This is a genomic window from Sinorhizobium medicae (assembly GCF_007827695.1).
GTDB classification, from domain to species: Bacteria; Pseudomonadota; Alphaproteobacteria; order Rhizobiales; family Rhizobiaceae; genus Sinorhizobium; species Sinorhizobium medicae.
Map to the genome: position 1 here is coordinate 78,787 of NZ_VITA01000016.1, position 19,428 is coordinate 98,214.

Below are 19,428 nucleotides of genomic sequence, written 5' to 3' on the forward strand. Positions count from 1 at the left end.
GACGCCGTCGCCATAGCGGCGAAAAAACCGTCCTGCCCCGAAGCCATGCTGCATTTTTCGCAGGGCGTATGCAACGGAGAACATTAGGAGGGGTTGAGCGCCTTAAAAACAATTCCAGGAAAAGTGCGTAGCGGTTTTCCGTCCGGATTTGCGGCAAAGTAAAGGATTAGAGAGTTTCCGCGATTCGGAAAAAAGCGGAAATGCTCTAACTACCCGCGGGACGTATTCGCTCCAGGAACGCAAGCATGGCACCATTGAACACTTCCGGTCTCTGCAGCGGAGCAAAGTGGCTGACGCCTTGAAGCGGAATCAGTTCGGCCGAGGGAATGCTCCGGGCGAGATACTCGGCGTGCTCCATTTTTATGAACTCGTCCTTCTCTGCATGCACGATCGCGACAGGCACGCGGATCGCGGAAAGATCGGCTGCCGAATAATCGGGTTGCGTCCGCATCATCTCGCCGACGTCCGCGACAAAGTCATCGAAATCATCCGGCGTGGCCGATAATTCGGCGTAGTCCTTCCGGTGGCGGGCGAAGCAACGGTCGATGACGGGTGTCGCCTCGAACGCCTTTGTGCCGCTCGGGTCCATGTTGCAGGCGAAGAAAAAGACGCCGGCAATCCGCGCGGGAGCCTGCCTTGCAAGAACGAGGCTGATGCATGCCCCGTCGCTCCAGCCTACCAACGCCGCGTTGTGGAGCTGCAGCCTGTCCATGACCGCAAGCACATCGGATGCCATCAATTCATAGCTGTAAGGCCGCTTATCGCGCGTACTGCGCCCATGTCCGCGACTGTCGACAAGCACGACGCGGTGGCCCGCCTCGAGAAGCGGCGCAAGCTGATAGCCCCAGTTGCCGCTGTGGCCGAGGCCGCCGTGCAGGAGGAGCACCGGTGTTCCGGCGCCGTATATCGAAAACCATATTCGGGCGCCATCGTGCTCGACAAAGCCCTGTTCCGCGGCAGGAGGCAGAGCCGCCGCCCCCTCCGCTTCGAAACGCCGAAGATCGTCGTCGCAATAATGCATTTCAAACCTTCCTTCGTGTAGGCGCTGTGCCGACAGCGCCAAGGGTGCCCCACCGGGAGGCTCCGAACAGGCGGGCGCCTTGCCTTCGGCGCTAACCCAGCAATGTCTCGAGCCACACCCGGTCGAGTACCGCGTCGAGTTCTGCGGCGATCTCGTCGAGAGCCGCATCCACCGACTGGCGGTAATTGCCTCCGCCGCCTTCGATTCCGAAGCTCCTGAGCAGTTCGGCCCTGTAGGGGTCGCTTCCGAAAAGTCCGTGGAGATAGGTTCCCATGACGCGGCCGTCCGCCGACATCGCTCCATCACGACGACCGTCGATCTCAACCGGAGCACGACCGCAGTCGATCCCTGCCGTTCTGCCGAGATGGATCTCGTAACCTTCGAGTAACACGCCGTATTCCCGCGACCAGGCACGGCTGTTGCGCACGGTTTTTTCGGGCGCCATCTCCGTCTCGACAGAAAGCAGCCCCAAGCCTTCGATCTCTCGCTTGCCGCCTTCGATACCGAGCGGGTCGATGACTCGTGTTCCGAGCATCTGGTAGCCGCCGCAGATTCCGATGACCCGGCCACCGCGCCGGATGTGCCGATCAAGGTCCCGGTCCCAGCCCTGCCTGCGGAAGTCTTCGAGATCGGCGATGGTGGATTTGGAACCGGGTATCACGACCAGGGCCGCGTCGTCGGGAAGCGGCGTACCCGGCCGGACAAAGACGATCTCCACATCCGGTTCTGCGGCCAAAGGGTCGAGGTCGTCGAAATTTGCGATTCGGGACAGAACGGGCACGGCGACCTTCAGCGCCTTGCCACCGCCCCGCGCCAGTCTCTCGAGCACGACGGAGTCTTCGGCAGGCAGCCGCCCCGCGCTCTTAAGCCACGGCACGACCCCGAAACAGGGCCAGCCGGTAAAGGTACGGATCGATGCTATGCCGTCGTCGAACAGCGTCACGTCGCCGCGGAACTTGTTGATCAAATAGCCGGTGACCATTCGCCGATCCTCATCCGACAGGATCGCATGCGTACCGACCAGAGACGCGATTACGCCGCCACGATCGATATCTCCGACCAGAACGACAGGCACGCCGGCACGGGTCGCAAACCCCATATTGGCGATGTCGCCCGCGCGCAGATTGATCTCGGCGGGTGAGCCCGCCCCCTCGACAATGACGAGATCGGCACCGGCAGAGACCAGCTCGAAACTCTCCATGACGGAACCGAGGAGACCCGGCTTCAGAGCCTGGTATTCCTTCCCCCTGGCCTGCCCCGCCACCCTTCCCTGGACGACGACCTGGCTGCCCACGTCCGATTGCGGTTTGAGCAGCACGGGGTTCATGTGAACGGAGGACGGCACGCGCGCGGCAAGCGCCTGGAGCCATTGCGCACGGCCGATTTCGCCGCCGTCGTCGGAAACGGCGGCGTTGTTCGACATGTTCTGGGGCTTGAAGGGCTTTACGCTGAGCCCCCGGTTTGAAGCGAGCCTGCAAAGGCCCGCGACAAGTACCGATTTTCCGACATCCGAGCCGGTTCCCTGCAGCATGATCTTCCGTGTCATGCCTCCCCCGTAGCATCGAAACCGAGTGCCGCAAAGCTCTGTACCGACGCGTTTCCGCCACCAATGCGGCACTGGCGATCACGGCTCGTTTCCGACCTTCTTCAAGCGTGCGACGATTTCTCGTGAACTAGCTCAATTGCGACGTCCCGTGCCGAGCCTGGCATTCAAGCCGAGCCTGCGGGAGCCTATATCCGCGCCATCGAAACCACTCCGTACACTACGGGGTCTCCCAATGTAAACAAGCCATGCTGTTCATCTTCAGCAAACCCAACTTCGTCCAGATCGCCTGGAACTCCCGAGCGCCGGAAGGCCAATCCCGCGTTCGCAATGTGGTCGCGGAAGCGCCGGTCGGCCCGCTCGGCTTCATCCGCACGACCAACATCGGATAGAGCGGAGCAAAGAAATCGTATTCGCCCTGGGCGGCCTCCCACCGTTCTCTTCCCGGGGAAATGCAAAAAACCGCACCCAACCGATCGAACGGAAGGGTGCGGCCGCAGGCTTGTTCCGCGTAAAATCGGGTCCGGCACGCACTACCTGATCCGGACCGCGGCAGTTTCCCGCCGCAGGCAACAATTATCCCCACAACCTTACCGGATCGTTAGCGAGGTCTTAACCAAAGGTGAATTTGCGCCATTTTGCTGCTGGCGGCGCTGTGCCGCATGCTCATCACGAAAAGGCCGCCGCTGCTCCCGCCCGATTGAAAAGGTTGATTTCTCACCCCGAACACTTAGGCTTGGCGTAGTGAGAACGGAAGAGGCCGGCCGGCATGTCAGACCGCGGGAGCGGCTGGGCGGCGCGCCTCCCACGTGTGGCCGCACTGACTGAAGGTGTCGAAGGACATGAAGAAACTCCTTGCTCCCCTCCTACTCGCTGCGGGCATATGCCTTATGGCGGGTTCCTTAGGAGCTGACGAATGCGGAAACGTCACTATTGCCGAGATGGACTGGGCCTCGGCTGGCGTTGCGGCTCGCGTGGACAGGCTCATCCTTGAAAACGGCTATGGATGCAGCGTCAAGCTGGTCCCCGGCGACACTATGCCGACATTCTCTTCGATGAACGATAAGGCAGAGCCCGACCTGGTCCCGGAACTCTGGATCAACTCCGTGCGGACGCCTTTCGACGCCGCAGTCAAGGAGGGTCGCCTCGTCGAAGGCGCCAGGGTCTTGAGCGAAGGCGGGGTAGAAGGCTGGTGGATTCCAAAGTTCATCGCCGACGCACACCCGAAGATCCGAACGGTGCAGGACGCTTTGAAGCACCCGGAACTCTTTCCCTCACCCGACGACCCCGCAAAGGGGGCAGTCCATAATTGCCCATCGAGCTGGAACTGCCGGTTCTCCACCGCCAACCTCTACAAGGCACTCGAAGGGGATAAGGCCGGCTTCCAGCTTGTCGACCCAGGCTCGGCCGCCGGCCTCGACGGTTCTATCGCCGAAGCATTCGAGAAGAAGACCGGCTGGCTCGGCTATTATTGGGCCCCCACCGCAGTGCTCGGTAAATACGAGATGACGTTGTTGTCCTTCGGCGTCGATCACGACAAGGCGGAGTGGGACTCCTGCACCGCCGTTCCGGACTGCCCCGCCCCGAAGGTAAACTCCTATCCGGTCTCCGATGTCTACACTGTGGTGACCGGGTCCTTTGCCGACAGAGCAGGTAGCGCCATGAATTATGTCGGGGCGCGGCAATGGGAGAACGCGACGATCAACAAGGTTCTGGCCTGGATGGATCAGAACCAGGCCACGAACGAAGACGCGGCCCGCTACTTCCTCGGAAACTTTCAAGAGATATGGACGCAGTGGGTGAGTCCGGAAGTCGCCGAAAAAGTGAAGGCGGCGCTCTGAAGATTTCTCATCCGCTCTGAGGATGCAGCTGCCGATGCGCGACGCAGGACCGGCCCCGGCGTCGCAAACAGTACAGCGGCCGAAACATTCCGCTGTCACAGTTCCAATGCAAGGAGCCGAAAAGTACAGTCGCCGAAGAAAGCTCCGAGCCAAGAAGGGGAAAATTCGTTCATGGCAAGTCACGCAATCGAGGTGAAAAACCTCTACAAGATTTTCGGCCCCCGCGGCGAGGATTACGTTAAACTCGTCGAGAAGGGGATGGGCAAGGCCGAACTCAACGAAAAACATGGTCACGTGCTCGGGCTGCAGGATATCAACATCTCCATGCCCGGCGGTTGCATAACGGTCGTGATGGGCCTGTCCGGTTCCGGCAAATCGACGCTGATCCGACACATAAACCGGCTGATCGATCCGACCGCCGGAGAGGTCCTCTACGACGGCGTGGACGTCTGCAAGATGAACGAGAACGACCTTCGCTCGTTCCGCCGCCACAAGACGGCCATGGTATTCCAGAAATTTGCGCTGCTGCCGCACCGCACCGTTCTCGAAAACACAATCTACGGCCTGGAAATCCAGGGTATTGACCGGCGCGAAAGCGAAAAGCGTGCGCTTGGGTGGATCGATCGCGTCGGCCTTCAGGGTTTCGAGAAGCATTATCCGAACCAGCTTTCCGGCGGTATGCAGCAGCGCGTCGGCCTTGCCCGCGCGCTGACAAACGACGCCGACATCCTGCTGATGGACGAGGCCTATTCGGCACTCGATCCGCTGATCCGCGTCGATATGCAGTCCGTGCTGCTCGAATTGCAAAAGGAACTGAAGAAAACCGTGGTCTTCATCACCCACGATCTCGACGAGGCCCTGAGGCTCGGCGACAAGATCGCGATCCTGCGCGACGGGCACGTCGTGCAGCAGGGAACGGGTCAGGAGATCGTCCTGTCGCCGGCTGATGACTACATCACAGCCTTCGTACAAGAAGTGAATCGCGGGCGGGTTATCAATGTCGAGACAATCATGCGACCGCTCTCCGGCAATCCGGAAGGTCTGTCGCTCGCCGCAGGCACCGTGCTCGAAACCGCTGCACGCACGATGACCGGTGCCCACATCAGCAACGCGCATGTCGTTGACGCCAACGGGCGACCGATCGGCGCGATCGACCTGCAGATGATCATTTCCGCCATGGTGACGCCGGTAAAGCATACTGATCTGCAGGCGGCTTGATGTCATTCCGACAGAACGCACATGCAAGGGGCACCCTCGCGAGGTGCCCTTTGCTTTTTCCGGCTCACGAAGCGGCCAGTCTGCCGCTGATGTAGCGAAACTCCTGAGTCTTGCCTCCATAGCCGTAAGCCGCGGCGGGTACTTCATGCACGAGTACGTAACTTTCCGGATGGAGCTTTCCGAGAAATTCCTCGAAGGCACCGAAGGTCGCCTCGATATATCCGGCGAGTTCCTGTTTCGTATTGGTGCCGTCGACGACCTTGATATCGAGCCAGAAACTGTCGAGCTGCTGCGATGCGATCGATTTGCCGCCGGCGAACCAATGCCGCGGATCGACATAGGTGACTATGATAGCCGTTACCGACGGGTCCTTACGGAGATGCGATTGCGTAAGCTCGCTTAGCCTTGCCGCTATTTTCGTGGAACGTTCCGGATCGGGTTCTCCGGCAATGCTGATATTGATGATGGGCATCAGAGGCTCCTCTTTTTGAAATTGCCACCCCCGGAAATTGTCACTTCATTCACATCAAGAAAATTGAATTGTTTTTCAGCGATACTTTTGCAACATTGAATTATGAGGCCAATCGATCCTGACCTTTTGCGTACCTTTCTGGCGTTCGCCGAAGGAGGCTCACTTGCGAGAGCCGCGATAGTCGTCAACCGAACACCCTCTGCCGTAACGGCGCAGATGCAGCGATTGGAAGCTCTGATCGGTGAGCGGATTCTTGCACCCGCCGGCCGCGGCCGGGTGCTTACGCCCATCGGCGAGGAGCTCGCCGCCGCACGCCCGGCGCATTCTCGATGCGCATCGTGACGCGTGGCTCAGCCTCAGGGGCGCGCGCGCCGATGGACGAATTGTCCTCGGCAGCACTCAGGACTTCGCCGATACGATGCTGCCCGGATTGCTGCGCCTCTTTGCGCGCTCTCATCCGCGCGTTCGCCTGGACTTGAGAATCGGCCGATCGAAGGAACTGACGATCGCCTTCGATCAGGGCCAGATCGACATTCTTCTCGCCATGCGGCAGTCTGCTGCCGCAGACGAGTTGATCGTCCTCCGAGAACAGATGCTTTGGCTTTGCTCCGACAGGGGCTTGGTAACGGACACGGATGAAGTGCCGCTAGCAGTCCTCGACGCGCCCTGCGGCTTCCGCACGGCCGCCATATCCGTCCTCGAAGCCACCGGCCGTCGCTTTCGAATCGCGGCAACGAGTCCCAGCCTGTCAGGTCTGCGCGCAGCGGTCCTGAGCAGCATCGCCGTCACCACCCGGACGGAACTGTTTCTCAGTGCCGGAATCGGGCGCGCTCCTGAGCACCTCGCCCTGCCGTCGCTGCCGCCGGCCGAGTTCAGCCTGCGCCTGCGCACCCGTGCGGAGGAGCCGGCAGCCGATCTTGCCGCCCTTCTGGCGGACGAACTGCGACAAGACTGGGCTCAGAGGCCAGAACGCATTTCAGCCTGATGCGCGCAATTCTGTTGCCAACACATAAAGATATCTTTATATCCTGTTACAGTTCCATTCAGCCGGGAAAAACCGATGTCCGTTGCACCGCATGCTCTTGCCGACCTCCTCGCCCAGAAGGGTGTCCTGCTTGCCGATGGTGCTACCGGCACATCGCTCTTCGCCATGGGGCTCGAAGCGGGCGAAGCACCGGAGATCTGGAACGAGACGAAACCGGAAAACATAACCAAGCTGCATCAGGACTTCGTAGATGCGGGCGCGGACATCATTCTTACCAATTCCTTTGGTGGCACGCGCCACCGGTTGAAGCTTCATCAGGCCGAAGACCGGGTCCATCAGCTCAACAAGCGCGCTGCGGAAATCGCGCGCGCAGTCGCTGACAAAGCGCCGCGAAAGGTCATTACGGCTGGCTCGGTCGGCCCGACCGGCGAACTGCTGATTCCGCTCGGCGCACTCTCCTATGAGGACGCCGTCGCAGCCTTTGTGGAACAGATCGAGGGGCTGAAGGCCGGCGGTGCGGAAGTTGCCTGGATCGAAACCATGTCTTCTGCGGACGAAATCCGCGCAGCCGCCGAAGCGGCCGTGAAGGTCGGCCTTCCCTATGTCTACACCGGTTCCTTCGACACTGCCGGCAAAACGATGATGGGCCTGCACCCGAAGGACATTCACGGCGTCGCCGCCGACATCGGCGAAGGCCCGGTCGCCGTCGGCGCCAACTGCGGCGTCGGGGCGTCGGATATCCTCTCGTCCCTCCTCGACATGACGGCCGAAAGCCCGGATGCAACGATCGTCGTCAAAGGCAATTGTGGAATTCCCGAGTTCCGCGGCTCCGAGATCCACTATTCGGGCACGCCGCCGCTGATGGCGGAATATGCGCGGTTGGCCATGGACGCCGGCGCCAGGATCATCGGCGGCTGTTGCGGCACCTCCTGCAACCATTTGGCCGCAATGCGTCTCGCGATCGACAATCACATCAAAGGTGAGCGCCCGACACTCGAGACGATCGTCGAGAAAATCGGTCCGTTGCGCAACAAGTCTGCAAATGAAGGCCCCGCCGCCCCCGCTCGCGAGCGCCGCCGGCGCGCATAAATCACTGCTGGCAGGAGCTCCGGCAATAAAGCCGTAGCTCTCCTATTGCGCGCGTTCAACGCCAGTGCGTGAACGTGCTGGGAAAACGTCGTTTGCGCTGGCACTCACCATAATGGTGTCCTCGGCAGGATTGCATATCCCGCGAATGGGCGCCCCGAGCCGACCGCGTTCCGCAGTGCAGCCATATTCGGCTGCGCTGGCAAACACTTGGTAAAATTCAAGCGTGGTGCCGAGGTGGCGGGAGCCTTCGTCTGAAAAATGCCCGTGGTCCTCGAAAATAGCCACGCCTTTGTCCTCGGTCCTGCAGCGGCCGTCATCGCAGAGATAACCGTTGAAGCTCACGACCGGATAGTCCCGGGCGATGCCCGCCAGGACAGTGAGCACGTCTCGGTCGTGCATCCGTACGGTTTCAAACGATGCACCGCAGCCTTCGGCAGAGGCGCCGAGCAGGCGCGCTCGCGCAACGCAAAGGCCGCTGTCGCGCCCGTCCTGTGGTGGCGGTGCGATGACGACTGGCCGAAAGCCATTGCTTCGCAACCATGCAAGGCTTGCTCGAAAGCTGTCGGCAACAATCCAGGCGTCCGACTGCACCGCTCCCCTGCCCTCGAGAAGCATCGTTTTCTCCGCGAGATACTGGTTCAGTGGCGAGGACAGAACGACATAGCGGATTGACCTGTGCGCCAGAAGGAAGCGCTGCACCTCCTTATTGTGGCCGATGCACTTCTGCGGCCAGGCGGGGTCCAGCCTGGGGAGAATCGGGGCAAGTCCGGTGAGCGGACCGCAATTATTGTTCGTCAGTTGCACGAGCCGGGCTTCTGGTTCGGAGGCCAGGATCCCGTCGACGAGGTGCCGGGCGAAGGAGTCTCCCCAGACGGCAATCACCGGCTGGCTGCTTGTGCTGCACTTCAAGTCGATTACCGCATTGCAGTCCTTGCTTAAGCCGACGCTCGGCTTGGCCAGACGGGCGAGTTCGACGTTGTGTCCAGCAAGCCCGTCGCTGCCGTCCAGGACGAGGCCAGCCGCAACAGTGATGGAGCCGATAGATGCGACGGTCGCGAATATCGCCGTCCGGCTGAAACGGGCACGATTGCGAAAGGGCCTCTCGACATATCGCCAGCTTAGATAGGCCAGTCCGAAGCAGAGCGAGATCAGTGCCAGGCAGCCGGCAGGCGTCAAACTGTCGTTCATGCGCATCCGCGCAAATGCGAATACCGGCTGATGCCAGAGATATAGGCTGTAACTGCAGAGCCCGATCGCAACGAGCGGGCGGACTGAAAGGCACTTGCCGATCAGCGTGTCTCTGCGGCCAAAAGCGATGACCAAAGCCGTACCGGCGACCACCGGGACAGTCGCCCAGCCTGGATAATGTTGCGCTTCGGTAATTGACAGATAGCTCGCGCCGATCAGGAAAACCCCGAAGCACGCGAAGCACTCGCGCAGCGATCTGGAAAGCTCACGATGCGCAATGCCCGAGAGGGCAACAGCGGCACCGAGGCCGAGTTCCCAGAAGCGACTGGGCAGGAGATAGAAGTTTGCCGCCGGGTCGATGCCCACGACGAGCTGGGTCGCACCGAAGCTCAGAACAGTCACCGCGACGACGGCTCTGAGCGCGGCCGCCTCCGTGAAGCGGCGCAGCGAAATCAAAAGCAAGGGGAAAACGACGTAGAACTGCTCCTCCACCGCCAGAGACCAGGTGTGCAGCAGCGGCATGAGGCCGGTATCGGGCGTGAAATAATTCGTCTGGTCCCAGAAGAAGAAATTGGCCGCGAACAGATTCGCCGCATAAAGGCTCTTGCCGAACTCGTTCAATTCCTTCGGCAGCATCCACATAAGCGCGAAGGGAATGCAGGCGATACAGACGAACAGAAGAGCCGGCGCGAGCCGCCGGGCACGACGCTCATAAAATCCGATGACGCTGAATGCGCCACTGCGGATTTCCTGATGAATGAGGGCCGTGATCAGGAAACCGCTGATCACGAAGAAAACGTCGACCCCCGCGAAACCACCGGATATAAAGCCGAAACCGGCGTGAAACAGCAGGACGGGGATTACAGCGACTGCGCGAAGCCCGTCGATTTCAGGTCTGTAATGCATAATGCGAGGCAGAAGCTTTCATAAAAGTCGCGCGTCGTTAACACGAGCGGCCACCCGAAACCACCCCGCCGGATGTCAGTGCACCGCAACTTTCGATGGATCAAACCCTTCGCATACCGACCACCCCAACGCCTGTGCACTCGGGCTCGTCAGCTCACCGCGGAAAATCGGCAACCACCGCGATAATTGGCCCGAGCGGAAAAAGCCGGTCGTGACGGTTGATCTCAGGCGCGTAGAGGCTCGAGATCGTTCCGTCCAGAAAGAGCGCATTGGGACAATCGAGCGCATCGCGGAACAGCGTGGCGAAGTCGTGGAAGCGTACGGGCCGTTTCGACGCGGCGAAAACCACCTTGCCGTTCGTGGCGACCCCGACGCCGTTGCGTGTCCTGAGGCTGTCACTATCCGGAAGGAAGCGCGGATGGAGCGCGCCGTCGACGACGAGCATCGGGCCGGATTGCGTGGCGAAACGCGGCTTGATGCCCGCGAGCCGATAGGCCTCCGCCGCAATGACACCGGCCTTGCCGCCGTCGACATGAAAGACGCCGTTCGGCAGCATGTGAAAATTGCCCCAACCGGGATTTGTGTTAAGCGGCGTCTGCTCCGTGCCCTCCTCCACATGCAGACCGACTGGAGAGAGGTCTTCTTGGTACATCCCGCCGTTCATCGCAAAGATGAGATACTGGCCGCGACGACGGAGTTCGAGCGACAGGGCTCTGAATGAGCTGAACGGTACCCCCGCCCGATCCTTGTTGTAGATCCGTAAATCGTTTGTCTGAGGGTCGAACGAGCACGCGATGTAGGCTTCGCCGAGATGGCGGACATCGCGGCAGGCAGCCGATGCGGGCGCAGCGATGCCGGCGGACAGAAGTGCGGCGCCAGCGATGAAAGCTCTTGAAAACAGTGGCATCGACTAGACCTGAAGGGAATCTCCTGGTGCAGCATCGCTCGGATTGCGGCGGATTGATGTGACCCGCCCGCGCTTGCCGTTCACGGCTTGAGCGCCGCCATATGAAAACGCAATTGCCGGACCGCATAACGAAAGTCGCGCCCCACCGGGCAGGCATTGCGGGAGAGGCAGCCGTGAGCAAGGCAGCCTGCCTCGCCCTCCCCGCTTCTCAGATGCGCACGGCAGCGTCCGTAATCGAACATACGTCCCGCTAGTGCATCCGGGGGGCAGCTTGAAAGGCACGGCTTCTCCGTGCAGGTTTCGCAAGGGTGCCCAACTACCGTCTCGCCCGTCACCGGCATCTCTCGATCGAAGCCGAGCGCACCGCGATACCCGTGCCACAGCCCGTAGCGAGGATGAATGAGAATGCCGAGCGGCGATGGCTTCAACCCTTCGGCACGCATCGCCCACTGCTGGAACGGCTGCCAAGGGGGATCGGACGGAAACCAGGCCGTGGCGCGCGCTGCTGCCGCGACCGGGCTGATGATCTGTTTCGACCAGGTGTCGAGCGGGTCCTTCCCGCCGCCATCCGGTTCGCCTTCGCGCCAGTGACTGAAGGGCTCCCAGTTCGAGCCGCCGAGATTGCCGATCAGCACCACGCTTGCAGCCGGTTTGCCGCCTTCGAGCGCCGGTGCCGCCGTCCGCGACGCGAAATTCACGGTCCCGCGCAAAAAAAGACCGTGCGGCGCAAGCGCCGCACGGATTGCTTCGAGTACATCGCTGGTCGATGCGGAAGGAGCCGTCATTTCGGTTTCGGCCCTTGAGTTTCGTAATGCGGGCGCCAGACCTCCTTCTGGATCATATCGGCCACCTGCGCCGCGCCGCCTTGCTCCCTGGCTCGCTCGGGAGCCTTTCAGGTGAAGGCGTCCGGCATCGAGTCCTTACGCTTGGCGATGAATTCCTTCAGCGCGTCGTCGATCGCCGGATCGAGATAAGGCGCCTCGTATTGCTCGAGCCAGGAGCGGGCGAGCGCATTGGCGCGCTGTTCAACCCGCTTTTCCCCCTCGATTTCCCACTGCTCGAAGGAATTGTTGTCGGCGAGCTGCGAGCGATAGAAGGCGCTCTGGAAGTTCGCCTGAGTGTGGGCGCAGCCGAGATAATGGCTGCCGGGGCCTACTTCGCGGATTGCGTCGAGCGCCTGAGCATTTTCGGAAAGGTCAACGCCCTCGGCCATCTTCTGCATCATGCCGAGCTGATCCTGATCGATCATGAACTTCTCGTAGGACGAGACGAGACCGCCCTCGAGCCAGCCGGCCGCATGCAGCACGAAGTTGGTGCCGGCAAGCAGCGTCATGTTCAGCGTATTGGCCGATTCATGCGCAGCCTGGGCGTCCGGAACTTTCGAACCGCAGAGCGAACCGCCGGTACGGAACGGCAGGCCGAGACGGCGGGCAAGCTGAGCGGCGCCATAGGAAACGAGCGACGGCTCCGGAGTGCCGAAGGTCGGCGCGCCCGACTGCATCGAGATCGACGCGGCGAAGGTGCCGAACAGCACCGGCGCACCCTTGCGGATGAGCTGGGTAAAGGCAGCGCCCGCAAGCACTTCGGCCAGGATCTGCGTCAGCGTGCCCGCAACCGTGACCGGACTCATGGCCCCCGACAGAATGAAGGGCGAAACGACGCAAGCCTGGTTATGGCGAGCATAGACCTTCGCGGCACCGAGCATCGTCTCATCGAAGACCATCGGCGAGTTGGCGTTGATGAGGTTCAAAGTCACGGCATTGTTCTCGACGAAATCGTCTCCGAACAGAATCTTTGCCATTGCGACGGTGTCTTCGGCGCGCTCGGGCGCGGTGACCGATCCCATGAAGGGTTTGTCGGAATAGCGAATATGACTGTAGACCATGTCGAGATGACGCTTGTTGACGGCGACATCGACCGGCTCACAAACAGTACCGCCGGAAGAGTGCATCGACGGCGCCATATAGGCGAGCTTCACGAAATTCCGGAAGTCTTCGATCGTCGCATAGCGGCGGTTGCCGTCGAGGTCGCGCACGAAGGGCGGACCGTATACCGGCGCAAAGACGGTCGACTTGCCGCCGATCTGAACGCTGCGCTCGGGATTGCGCGCATGCCAGGTGAATTCCTTCGGCGCCGACTTCAGGAGCTCGCGGCAAAGGCCCTTGGGAAAATGCACGCGTTGGCCGCGAACGTCGGCTCCAGCCGCCTTCCAGAGGTCGAGCGCTTCCGCGTCGTCGCGAAACTCGATGCCGATCTCCTCGAGCACGACGTCCGCATTGCGTTCGATGAGCTGCAGCCCCTCCTCATCGAGCACTTCGTATTCGCGAATCCTGCGCTGGATATAGGGCAGAGACGGTCCCGGGCCGCCGCCGGTACGAGACGCGCGACGCGCCGCTGCTCCCCGTCCTTCGCCACGCGCGCGGCGTCCGCCGCCTTCGGCACCTTGTACTGTAACGTCGCTCATTCGCTCATTCCTCTTCCCGCGGCACCCCGCGCATCATGCGCGATGAACGCCGCAACACTTTGATGGGTGGGCGCATACCCCTTTCGCGAGGTCAAATCCAGCGGCGGGCATATGCATCCGATAATCGATTTAGCCTAATGCTACCAAGGCGCCGGGCCGGTACGGGTCTTAATGCGCCAACGGTTGGCGCATCTTAGACACTCAATCTTCGGTCGTTGCTCCCTGCGATGTCTTGGGCACGCTTCTTTCGGATGCTGCAGGAAGGACCGCATAAGCGCCACTCTAACGCCTTGAAGACCTGCATAATTTTACGGCGCGACAGTTTCCGGATCGCGGAATGATTCCTTGTGATCACCTTGTGGCAGCACTTACGTCGGGCGCCGTCGTTTTTCATCATATGCGACGTCGCTTTCAACAAGAGATTATTAGGTGTAGCCCGCTAAGGATTGGGGAACGCGTCCGGATTGCGACCTCTCTCGTGCCACCCGTGCGAAATGACTGTGCCAGGAACCGAGGAACCCAACTATGGCAGACGATGAAATCATTCTCGAGGACCTTTCCGATGAGGAACTCGTGCAGCAGATGCATGACGACCTTTATGACGGTCTCAAAGAGGAAATCGAGGAAGCGACGCGAATCCTCCTCAAGCGTGGCTGGACGCCATACGACGTCCTGACCCAAGCCCTGGTCGAAGGCATGCGCATCGTCGGGATAGATTTCCGCGACGGCATTCTCTTTGTTCCGGAAGTGCTGCTTTCCGCCAATGCGATGAAGGCCGGTATGTTCATCCTGCGCCCGCTTCTCGTCGAGACTGGAGCGCCGAAGCTCGGAAAGATGGTTATCGGTACGGTCAAGGGCGACATCCACGACATCGGCAAGAACCTCGTCGGCATGATGATGGAAGGCGCCGGCTTCGATGTCGTCGACCTCGGTATCAACAACCCGGTTGAAAACTACCTCGAAGCGCTCGAGCGTGAGAAGCCCGACATCCTCGGCATGTCGGCACTGCTCACGACCACCATGCCCTATATGAAGGTCGTTATCGACACGATGAAAGAGAAGGGGTTGCGCGACGAATACGTCGTCCTCGTGGGCGGTGCACCGCTCAATGAGGAGTTCGGCAAGGCCGTCGGCGCTGACGCCTATTGCCGCGATGCCGCAGTCGCAGTCGAGACCGCCAAGGACTACATGAAGCGTAAGCACAACCAGCTTGCAGCCGGCTGAGACGATTCGACATGAAAAAGCCGGCTGCTCGTGTGAAACGAGCAGCCGGCTTTTCTGTTTTTAGCGACGAGGAGAGCGTGAACGCGGCGGCTCTATCGCGCCACCGTCAGTTGGCGGCCCTCGCAACCCGATTGCCGGCTCCCTGTGTCGCATTTACTGCATTTGCAGTATCCTGCCCCGCACCGCGGATCGTGTTTGCGCAGGAACTCAGGGTTGCCAGCGCTATCAGAACGGCTCCGATCGTCGCAATGGATTTTGTCGTCATGACCATGATTCCTTTGTGTTGATACAAGGCGGAGTTAAGATGGAAAGTGCAATGTCGGCAAGAGAACGTGCACAACCGAAGAAAGTTCATGTTATAGCTTGCGGTGCGATTGCGCGCGAGATCCTTGCCGTCTGCGAGGCCAACGGGCTGGAGCACATCGAGCTTAGCTGTCTGCCCGCCATCTGGCACAATACGCCGGAGAAAATCACACCCGGGTTGCGAGAGGGTATCGTCAAGGCGCGGGCGAGCGGCTTCGAGCACATCTTTCTCGCCTATGCCGATTGCGGCACCGGCGGGCTGATCGACCGGCTCTGTGAAGAGGAAGGGGTGACACGAATCCCGGGTCCGCATTGCTATTCCTTCTTTGCAGGAAACGCGGACTTCGCCGCGCGATGGGACGAGGATATCACCGCCTTCTTCCTGACAGACTTTCTCGCCCGCCAGTTCGAGGCCTTCGTTATCGAACCGCTCGGTCTCGACCGGCATCCGGAATTGCGCGACATGTATTTCGGCCACTATCGCAAGCTCGTCTATCTCTCCCAACAGGAGGACAAGGCATTGCAGGAGAAGGCCCGGCGCGCAGCCGATACTCTCGGGCTCGAATACGAGTACCGCTACACCGGCTATGGCGACCTCACCGAGTCGCTGCTCGCCGTCTGATAGGCATGTTGATTTGCCGGCTATTGCGCCCCCGCGCCCAGCACCCGGTGGGTCGCACGGTCGACGGCATGGCCGGTCTGCGCGCTGTCTTCCCTGAATCCGTGTGCCGTGTTGGCGCAGGAGGAGGCGACGATCAGCACTATGCATAGACTTGCAATCACAGTGTTCGGCATGACGACCTCGGCAACAGACCGGCGATCCTACAGCGCCGTGCGTCTTATCAGACGCACAAAGGTCGCTGCAGCACTTTGATTTGCGCATGTTTTATCCTTCAGTCGGATCCGATTAAAGGAAACATGCAGCAGGGAAGATGATGCACGCTTGCGGGAAATCAAGAGCGGTAAGCAAGCTTGTCTTCGGCTGAATCATGAGAGAGTATTAGATTTCCCTTATATCCAATCCGGGGATTGGAGAACGTCATGATCGCCAGACCATCGATCCTCGCAGCCGCGCTCGCCCTGTTGGCCCTCGCGGGGTGCATGAGCAGCCAGTCCGCCCGCACGACCAACAGTCCTCAGCAAAGTGGCGGTACCAGCGCAGCAGCAGGCGCCGGCAGCGGTGGAATGGGAAGTTCCGGTGGTAGCAGCTCCGGTTACTGAGCCGGCCCGCCGCAAACCGAGTTGGCGAGCCGGCTCATTCGTCGTTGTGGAGACGGCCCCCCGCGGTCTCAGGAATATGGCGAATAGCACTGCTGCCTGGGGCCGTTATAGGGCTGGTAGGAATTGTCCGCAGCCCGGTACGAGCGATAGCGGCCATAGCACCAGTTGACATGACTTGCCGGCAGTGCGGGCACCGCGTAACGCGGCTCGGCATAACGGGGCGGCTGAGCGATGGCGCCACCGATGATCATCCCGGCTCCGAAAGCGGCCAGAGGATACCACCAGCCGTCGCTGTGCCTGCGGTAGCCGTGCCGGTGGTAGTTGTAGCCGCGATGGCCATTGTGCCATCCATGACGATGGCCGTGACGGCGCCAGCCGTGGCGTGGGCGGTGTCCGTGACCGCGCCAGCCCCGGTGATCGACCAGCTTCACGTCGCTTTCCTGCGAGACCCGAGCGGAAATGACGGGCATAGCCTCAGCAGGCACATTGCCGGTGAAAGCCGTCAGGGCCGCCAGGAACAGTATCCCAATCTTCTTCATCACCACACCTATATGCTTCGAATACCGCATGTCGCCCGAATGTGCGATTTGAGAAAACGACATGCACGAACAACATCTGAAAGCGCGTGGCGTGAATTGGATCGAATGCGACGCGCTTCAGGTGCAGCTTTTGCCGCCAGCCAGGTGAACGCGCCGTGAATGCCAAGTTGATGATATTCTTAAAGAGCCTGATCGATCCGGTTCGCACATTACCTGCCTCTGTTTCATGGTGATGACGGGAAGGTTTTCGCCTTGGCAAAGGGCACCTGTTGCTCCGGGAACGCAAGCTTCTCACAGACGGCGGTGCAGCGTCGTTTTTGGACATATCGGACGTCGTGGCAAGGTGAGCCACGGCGCGTGGACATGCGCATTGTCGCCCTATAGGAGAACAGGATCCGATGGCAGACCGCATTATCGTCTACTGGCGCGATATCCCCGCGCAAGTCATCATCAAACAGGGCCGCAAGAGCGCGAAACGCGAGCTATCGCTGCGCTTCACGGAGGCAATCGACATGTGCGCCATGCGCACTGGCGCCGCCGAAACCGACGACTACCTTGCCGAATGGCGCAAGGGGGATCCCGTTTCGGTCTCCGACGACCTCGAGGCCGAAGCGGACAAGGCGGCGGCCGAACTGGAGGCCGCCTTTGATCGGGAGCGCCTCGTCGCACTTGTTAAGGCCGGGGGCCGCGACAATGCCTGACCCGAAGGTCGTAACGGGCAACGCCCAGTCGGCCAAGAAGGCGGCAACCGGCGCCTATACGCCACAGGGCGTGTCCCCCAGCCGGCGCTCGCGCCACAAATACACGGTGCGCCTTTGGGCCGTGCGCAATTCGCGTTTCTTGGAATGGTTTTACAACCGCTTCGCTGACCTGTTCCTACTGCTGCATCCGCTGTGGAACGCAATTGGTTATAACAGGGTTGAAAGGCCAGTGACCTTCGTCGAGCGTCACGTCAAGGGCTTCCTCTTCGACTGTCGCATGTGCGGTCAATGCGCTCTGTCATCGACCGGCATGTCCTGCCCAATGAACTGTCCGAAGCAGCTCAGGAACGGACCCTGCGGCGGCGTGCGCGCAAACGGCAATTGCGAGGTCGAGCCGGACATGCCCTGCGTCTGGGTGCAGGCCTGGAAGGGTTCGCAGAACATGGTGAAGGGCGACGCAATCATGAGGGTGCAGCAGCCGGTCAATCAGTCGCTGCGCGAGACCTCTTCCTGGTTGCGGGTGACGGCCGAAGCCGCGGCCGCCCGCGAAGCAGCGAAATCGGAGGGCCAGCAGCTATGAGCCCGGATATCAATCCTTACGATCCGGGCGCCCCGCTCGACCCGCTCCCCGGCCATTCTTCGCGCGGGCGGCTGGAGCGCGTTCTGCGTCGCGGTGAATTCGCCGTGACCGCCGAGCTCAACCCGCCGGACAGCGCCAATCCGCATGACGTCTACGAGCGCGCGGCGATCTTCGACGGGTGGGTTGACGGCATCAACGCAGTCGACGCCTCGGGCGCCAATTGCCATATGTCTTCCGTCGGTATCTGCGCGCTGCTGACGCGCATGGGCTATGCGCCGATCATGCAGATCGCCTGCCGGGACAGAAATCGCATCGCCATTCAGGGCGACGTTCTCGGCGCCTCGGCCATGGGCGTCCAGAACATCATGTGCTTGACGGGCGACGGCGTACAGGCCGGCGACCAGCCCGGGGCCAAGCCCGTCTTCGATCTGGACTGCATGTCCCTGCTCGAGACGGTGCGCATCATGCGCGACAATTCCAAGTTTCTTTCGGGCCGCAAGCTATCGACGCCGCCCCACGTATTTCTTGGAGCGGCAATCAACCCTTTCGCCCCTCCCTACGATTTCCGCCCCTACCGCCTCGCCAAGAAGATCGAAGCCGGCGCTCAATTCGTCCAGAGCCAGTATTGCTTCGACGTTCCGATGTTCCGCGAATATATGAAAAAGGTGCGCGACCTCGGTTTGCACGAGAAGTGCTTCATCCTGGTGGGCGTCGGGCCGTTGGCTTCCGCCAAGACTGCCCGCTGGATCCGATCCAATGTTCCTGGCATCCACATTCCGGATGGCATTATCAGGCGGCTCGAGGGCGCCCAGGATCAGAAGAAGGAAGGCAAGCAGCTCTGCATCGACGTCATGAACGAGGTGAAGGAGATCGAGGGTGTCTCAGGCGTCCATGTCATGGCGTACCGCCAGGAGGAGTATGTCGCGGAAATCGTACATGAATCAGGCGTCCTGAGGGGCCGCAAGCCGTGGAAGCGCGAAGCCGCGCCGACCGATGCGATGGTTGCCGAACGGCTGGAGCATATTCGCGAAGGCAGGGAGGAAAACCAGCAGCAGATGGCCGAGGCCGCCGCGCACCACCCGCATGAGACAAAGCAGTGAACCAGCGGCTTTACTGCATGTTTCCTTTCATCCAATGCGGTAAGGAAGCATGCAGCAGGTCAAAGTGCTCGGACCGTCCGGCACGCTACAAAAACACGAACGGCCATTTCATGAAGGCCATCGCTC

20 protein-coding genes and 1 pseudogene are annotated in these 19,428 nt (G+C 60.8%); 11 read left to right on the forward strand and 10 right to left on the reverse strand.

The window, feature by feature from the left end:
- Positions 1-205: 205 nt before the first annotated feature.
- A complete protein-coding gene (locus FB009_RS23850; RefSeq protein WP_011975902.1) occupies positions 206-1,021 on the reverse strand; it encodes an alpha/beta fold hydrolase in 816 nt (271 codons plus the stop codon).
- A 91-nt stretch (positions 1,022-1,112) separates the two neighbouring features.
- Positions 1,113-2,567, reverse strand: coding sequence for a cobyric acid synthase (locus FB009_RS23855; RefSeq protein WP_011975903.1), 1,455 nt, complete (start codon positions 2,565-2,567; stop codon positions 1,113-1,115).
- 245 nt (positions 2,568-2,812) lie between these two features.
- On the opposite strand from FB009_RS23855, the gene FB009_RS23860 reads away from it, so the two are divergent.
- From FB009_RS23860 to FB009_RS23870, 3 genes are all read left to right on the forward strand, one after another.
- Positions 2,813-2,956 carry a hypothetical protein gene (locus tag FB009_RS23860; protein ID WP_011975904.1) on the forward strand — a complete coding sequence of 48 codons (144 nt, stop codon included), beginning with the start codon at positions 2,813-2,815 and terminating at the stop codon, positions 2,954-2,956.
- Positions 2,957-3,406: 450 nt separating this feature from the next.
- Positions 3,407-4,405 carry an ABC transporter substrate-binding protein gene (locus FB009_RS23865; protein ID WP_102045527.1) on the forward strand — a complete coding sequence of 333 codons (999 nt, stop codon included), beginning with the start codon at positions 3,407-3,409 and terminating at the stop codon, positions 4,403-4,405.
- Between the two features lie 171 nt (positions 4,406-4,576).
- Positions 4,577-5,623 carry a quaternary amine ABC transporter ATP-binding protein gene (locus FB009_RS23870; protein WP_011975906.1) on the forward strand — a complete coding sequence of 349 codons (1,047 nt, stop codon included), beginning with the start codon at positions 4,577-4,579 and terminating at the stop codon, positions 5,621-5,623.
- Between the two features lie 64 nt (positions 5,624-5,687).
- Here the strand turns inward: FB009_RS23870 and FB009_RS23875 are convergent, their stop codons facing one another.
- Entirely contained in the window at positions 5,688-6,095 is a 408-nt protein-coding gene (locus FB009_RS23875) for a tautomerase family protein (RefSeq protein WP_011975907.1), read from the reverse strand.
- 102 nt (positions 6,096-6,197) lie between these two features.
- Between FB009_RS23875 and FB009_RS23880 the strand changes: the two are divergent.
- Together FB009_RS23880 and bmt are read left to right on the forward strand one after the other, a co-directional pair.
- Positions 6,198-7,080, forward strand: a pseudogene (locus FB009_RS23880) (LysR substrate-binding domain-containing protein).
- A gap of 75 nt (positions 7,081-7,155) precedes the next feature.
- Positions 7,156-8,169 carry a betaine--homocysteine S-methyltransferase gene (bmt, locus tag FB009_RS23885; RefSeq protein ID WP_011975909.1) on the forward strand — a complete coding sequence of 338 codons (1,014 nt, stop codon included), beginning with the start codon at positions 7,156-7,158 and terminating at the stop codon, positions 8,167-8,169.
- Positions 8,170-8,211: 42 nt separating this feature from the next.
- Here the strand turns inward: bmt and FB009_RS23890 are convergent, their stop codons facing one another.
- The 4 genes from FB009_RS23890 to FB009_RS23905 form a co-directional block, all read right to left on the reverse strand.
- Positions 8,212-10,263: an acyltransferase family protein gene (locus tag FB009_RS23890; RefSeq protein ID WP_011975910.1), complete on the reverse strand. Its 2,052-nt coding sequence runs from the start codon at positions 10,261-10,263 to the stop codon at positions 8,212-8,214.
- Between the two features lie 154 nt (positions 10,264-10,417).
- Complete coding sequence (locus tag FB009_RS23895) at positions 10,418-11,170, reverse strand: phosphodiester glycosidase family protein (RefSeq protein ID WP_011975911.1); 753 nt, start codon at positions 11,168-11,170, stop codon at positions 10,418-10,420.
- A gap of 80 nt (positions 11,171-11,250) precedes the next feature.
- The gene (locus tag FB009_RS23900) at positions 11,251-11,955 is read right to left on the reverse strand and encodes a 4Fe-4S dicluster domain-containing protein (RefSeq protein WP_011975912.1); all 705 of its coding nucleotides are present in this window, start codon (positions 11,953-11,955) and stop codon (positions 11,251-11,253) included.
- A gap of 107 nt (positions 11,956-12,062) precedes the next feature.
- On the reverse strand, positions 12,063-13,634 hold the full coding sequence (locus FB009_RS23905; protein ID WP_011975913.1) for a trimethylamine methyltransferase family protein: 1,572 nt from the start codon (positions 13,632-13,634) through the stop codon (positions 12,063-12,065).
- A 525-nt stretch (positions 13,635-14,159) separates the two neighbouring features.
- Between FB009_RS23905 and FB009_RS23910 the strand changes: the two genes are divergently transcribed.
- Positions 14,160-14,858 (forward strand): corrinoid protein, encoded by a 699-nt coding sequence (locus FB009_RS23910; RefSeq protein ID WP_011975914.1) that lies wholly within the window; start codon positions 14,160-14,162, stop codon positions 14,856-14,858.
- Between the two features lie 106 nt (positions 14,859-14,964).
- On the opposite strand, the gene FB009_RS23915 is transcribed toward FB009_RS23910, so the two are convergent.
- Positions 14,965-15,123, reverse strand: a complete 159-nt coding sequence (locus tag FB009_RS23915) for an entericidin domain-containing protein (RefSeq protein ID WP_018208194.1) — start codon at positions 15,121-15,123, stop codon at positions 14,965-14,967.
- A 39-nt stretch (positions 15,124-15,162) separates the two neighbouring features.
- Between FB009_RS23915 and FB009_RS23920 the strand changes: the two genes are divergently transcribed.
- Positions 15,163-15,783: a DUF1638 domain-containing protein gene (locus tag FB009_RS23920; RefSeq protein WP_018208193.1), complete on the forward strand. Its 621-nt coding sequence runs from the start codon at positions 15,163-15,165 to the stop codon at positions 15,781-15,783.
- Between the two features lie 20 nt (positions 15,784-15,803).
- Here the strand turns inward: FB009_RS23920 and FB009_RS23925 are convergent, their stop codons facing one another.
- On the reverse strand, positions 15,804-15,956 hold the full coding sequence (locus tag FB009_RS23925) for an entericidin (protein ID WP_011975916.1): 153 nt from the start codon (positions 15,954-15,956) through the stop codon (positions 15,804-15,806).
- Positions 15,957-16,202: 246 nt separating this feature from the next.
- Here FB009_RS23925 and FB009_RS23930 point away from each other — a divergent pair, with 246 nt between their 5' ends.
- Positions 16,203-16,382 (forward strand): membrane protein, encoded by a 180-nt coding sequence (locus tag FB009_RS23930; protein ID WP_011975917.1) that lies wholly within the window; start codon positions 16,203-16,205, stop codon positions 16,380-16,382.
- Positions 16,383-16,450: 68 nt separating this feature from the next.
- Here FB009_RS23930 and FB009_RS23935 read toward each other — a convergent pair whose 3' ends face one another.
- Complete coding sequence (locus FB009_RS23935) at positions 16,451-16,921, reverse strand: BA14K family protein (protein WP_011975918.1); 471 nt, start codon at positions 16,919-16,921, stop codon at positions 16,451-16,453.
- 398 nt (positions 16,922-17,319) lie between these two features.
- Here FB009_RS23935 and FB009_RS23940 point away from each other — a divergent pair, with 398 nt between their 5' ends.
- Genes FB009_RS23940 through FB009_RS23950 form a run of 3 tightly spaced genes read left to right on the forward strand, consistent with a single transcriptional unit; the run spans position 17,320 to position 19,302 of the window.
- Positions 17,320-17,622 (forward strand): virulence factor, encoded by a 303-nt coding sequence (locus FB009_RS23940; protein WP_011975919.1) that lies wholly within the window; start codon positions 17,320-17,322, stop codon positions 17,620-17,622.
- Complete coding sequence (locus tag FB009_RS23945) at positions 17,615-18,202, forward strand: methylenetetrahydrofolate reductase C-terminal domain-containing protein (RefSeq protein ID WP_011975920.1); 588 nt, start codon at positions 17,615-17,617, stop codon at positions 18,200-18,202. Before FB009_RS23940 ends, FB009_RS23945 begins: the two co-directional genes overlap by 8 nt.
- Entirely contained in the window at positions 18,199-19,302 is a 1,104-nt protein-coding gene (locus tag FB009_RS23950; protein WP_011975921.1) for a methylenetetrahydrofolate reductase, read from the forward strand. Before FB009_RS23945 ends, FB009_RS23950 begins: the two co-directional genes overlap by 4 nt.
- Positions 19,303-19,428: the final 126 nt, after the last annotated feature.

Bases quoted from the DNA above. Each gene is read 5' to 3' on its own strand.
- FB009_RS23850 (WP_011975902.1), bottom strand. From the start codon at position 1,021: ATGCATTATTGCGACGACGATCTTCGGCGTTTCGAAGCGGAGGGGGCG.
- FB009_RS23855 (WP_011975903.1), bottom strand. From the start codon at position 2,567: ATGACACGGAAGATCATGCTGCAGGGAACCGGCTCGGATGTCGGAAAA.
- FB009_RS23860 (WP_011975904.1), top strand. From the start codon at position 2,813: ATGCTGTTCATCTTCAGCAAACCCAACTTCGTCCAGATCGCCTGGAAC.
- FB009_RS23865 (WP_102045527.1), top strand. From the start codon at position 3,407: ATGAAGAAACTCCTTGCTCCCCTCCTACTCGCTGCGGGCATATGCCTT.
- FB009_RS23870 (WP_011975906.1), top strand. From the start codon at position 4,577: ATGGCAAGTCACGCAATCGAGGTGAAAAACCTCTACAAGATTTTCGGC.
- FB009_RS23875 (WP_011975907.1), bottom strand. From the start codon at position 6,095: ATGCCCATCATCAATATCAGCATTGCCGGAGAACCCGATCCGGAACGT.
- bmt (WP_011975909.1), top strand. From the start codon at position 7,156: ATGTCCGTTGCACCGCATGCTCTTGCCGACCTCCTCGCCCAGAAGGGT.
- FB009_RS23890 (WP_011975910.1), bottom strand. From the start codon at position 10,263: ATGCATTACAGACCTGAAATCGACGGGCTTCGCGCAGTCGCTGTAATC.
- FB009_RS23895 (WP_011975911.1), bottom strand. From the start codon at position 11,170: ATGCCACTGTTTTCAAGAGCTTTCATCGCTGGCGCCGCACTTCTGTCC.
- FB009_RS23900 (WP_011975912.1), bottom strand. From the start codon at position 11,955: ATGACGGCTCCTTCCGCATCGACCAGCGATGTACTCGAAGCAATCCGT.
- FB009_RS23905 (WP_011975913.1), bottom strand. From the start codon at position 13,634: ATGAGCGACGTTACAGTACAAGGTGCCGAAGGCGGCGGACGCCGCGCG.
- FB009_RS23910 (WP_011975914.1), top strand. From the start codon at position 14,160: ATGGCAGACGATGAAATCATTCTCGAGGACCTTTCCGATGAGGAACTC.
- FB009_RS23915 (WP_018208194.1), bottom strand. From the start codon at position 15,123: ATGACGACAAAATCCATTGCGACGATCGGAGCCGTTCTGATAGCGCTG.
- FB009_RS23920 (WP_018208193.1), top strand. From the start codon at position 15,163: ATGGAAAGTGCAATGTCGGCAAGAGAACGTGCACAACCGAAGAAAGTT.
- FB009_RS23925 (WP_011975916.1), bottom strand. From the start codon at position 15,956: ATGCCGAACACTGTGATTGCAAGTCTATGCATAGTGCTGATCGTCGCC.
- FB009_RS23930 (WP_011975917.1), top strand. From the start codon at position 16,203: ATGATCGCCAGACCATCGATCCTCGCAGCCGCGCTCGCCCTGTTGGCC.
- FB009_RS23935 (WP_011975918.1), bottom strand. From the start codon at position 16,921: ATGAAGAAGATTGGGATACTGTTCCTGGCGGCCCTGACGGCTTTCACC.
- FB009_RS23940 (WP_011975919.1), top strand. From the start codon at position 17,320: ATGGCAGACCGCATTATCGTCTACTGGCGCGATATCCCCGCGCAAGTC.
- FB009_RS23945 (WP_011975920.1), top strand. From the start codon at position 17,615: ATGCCTGACCCGAAGGTCGTAACGGGCAACGCCCAGTCGGCCAAGAAG.
- FB009_RS23950 (WP_011975921.1), top strand. From the start codon at position 18,199: ATGAGCCCGGATATCAATCCTTACGATCCGGGCGCCCCGCTCGACCCG.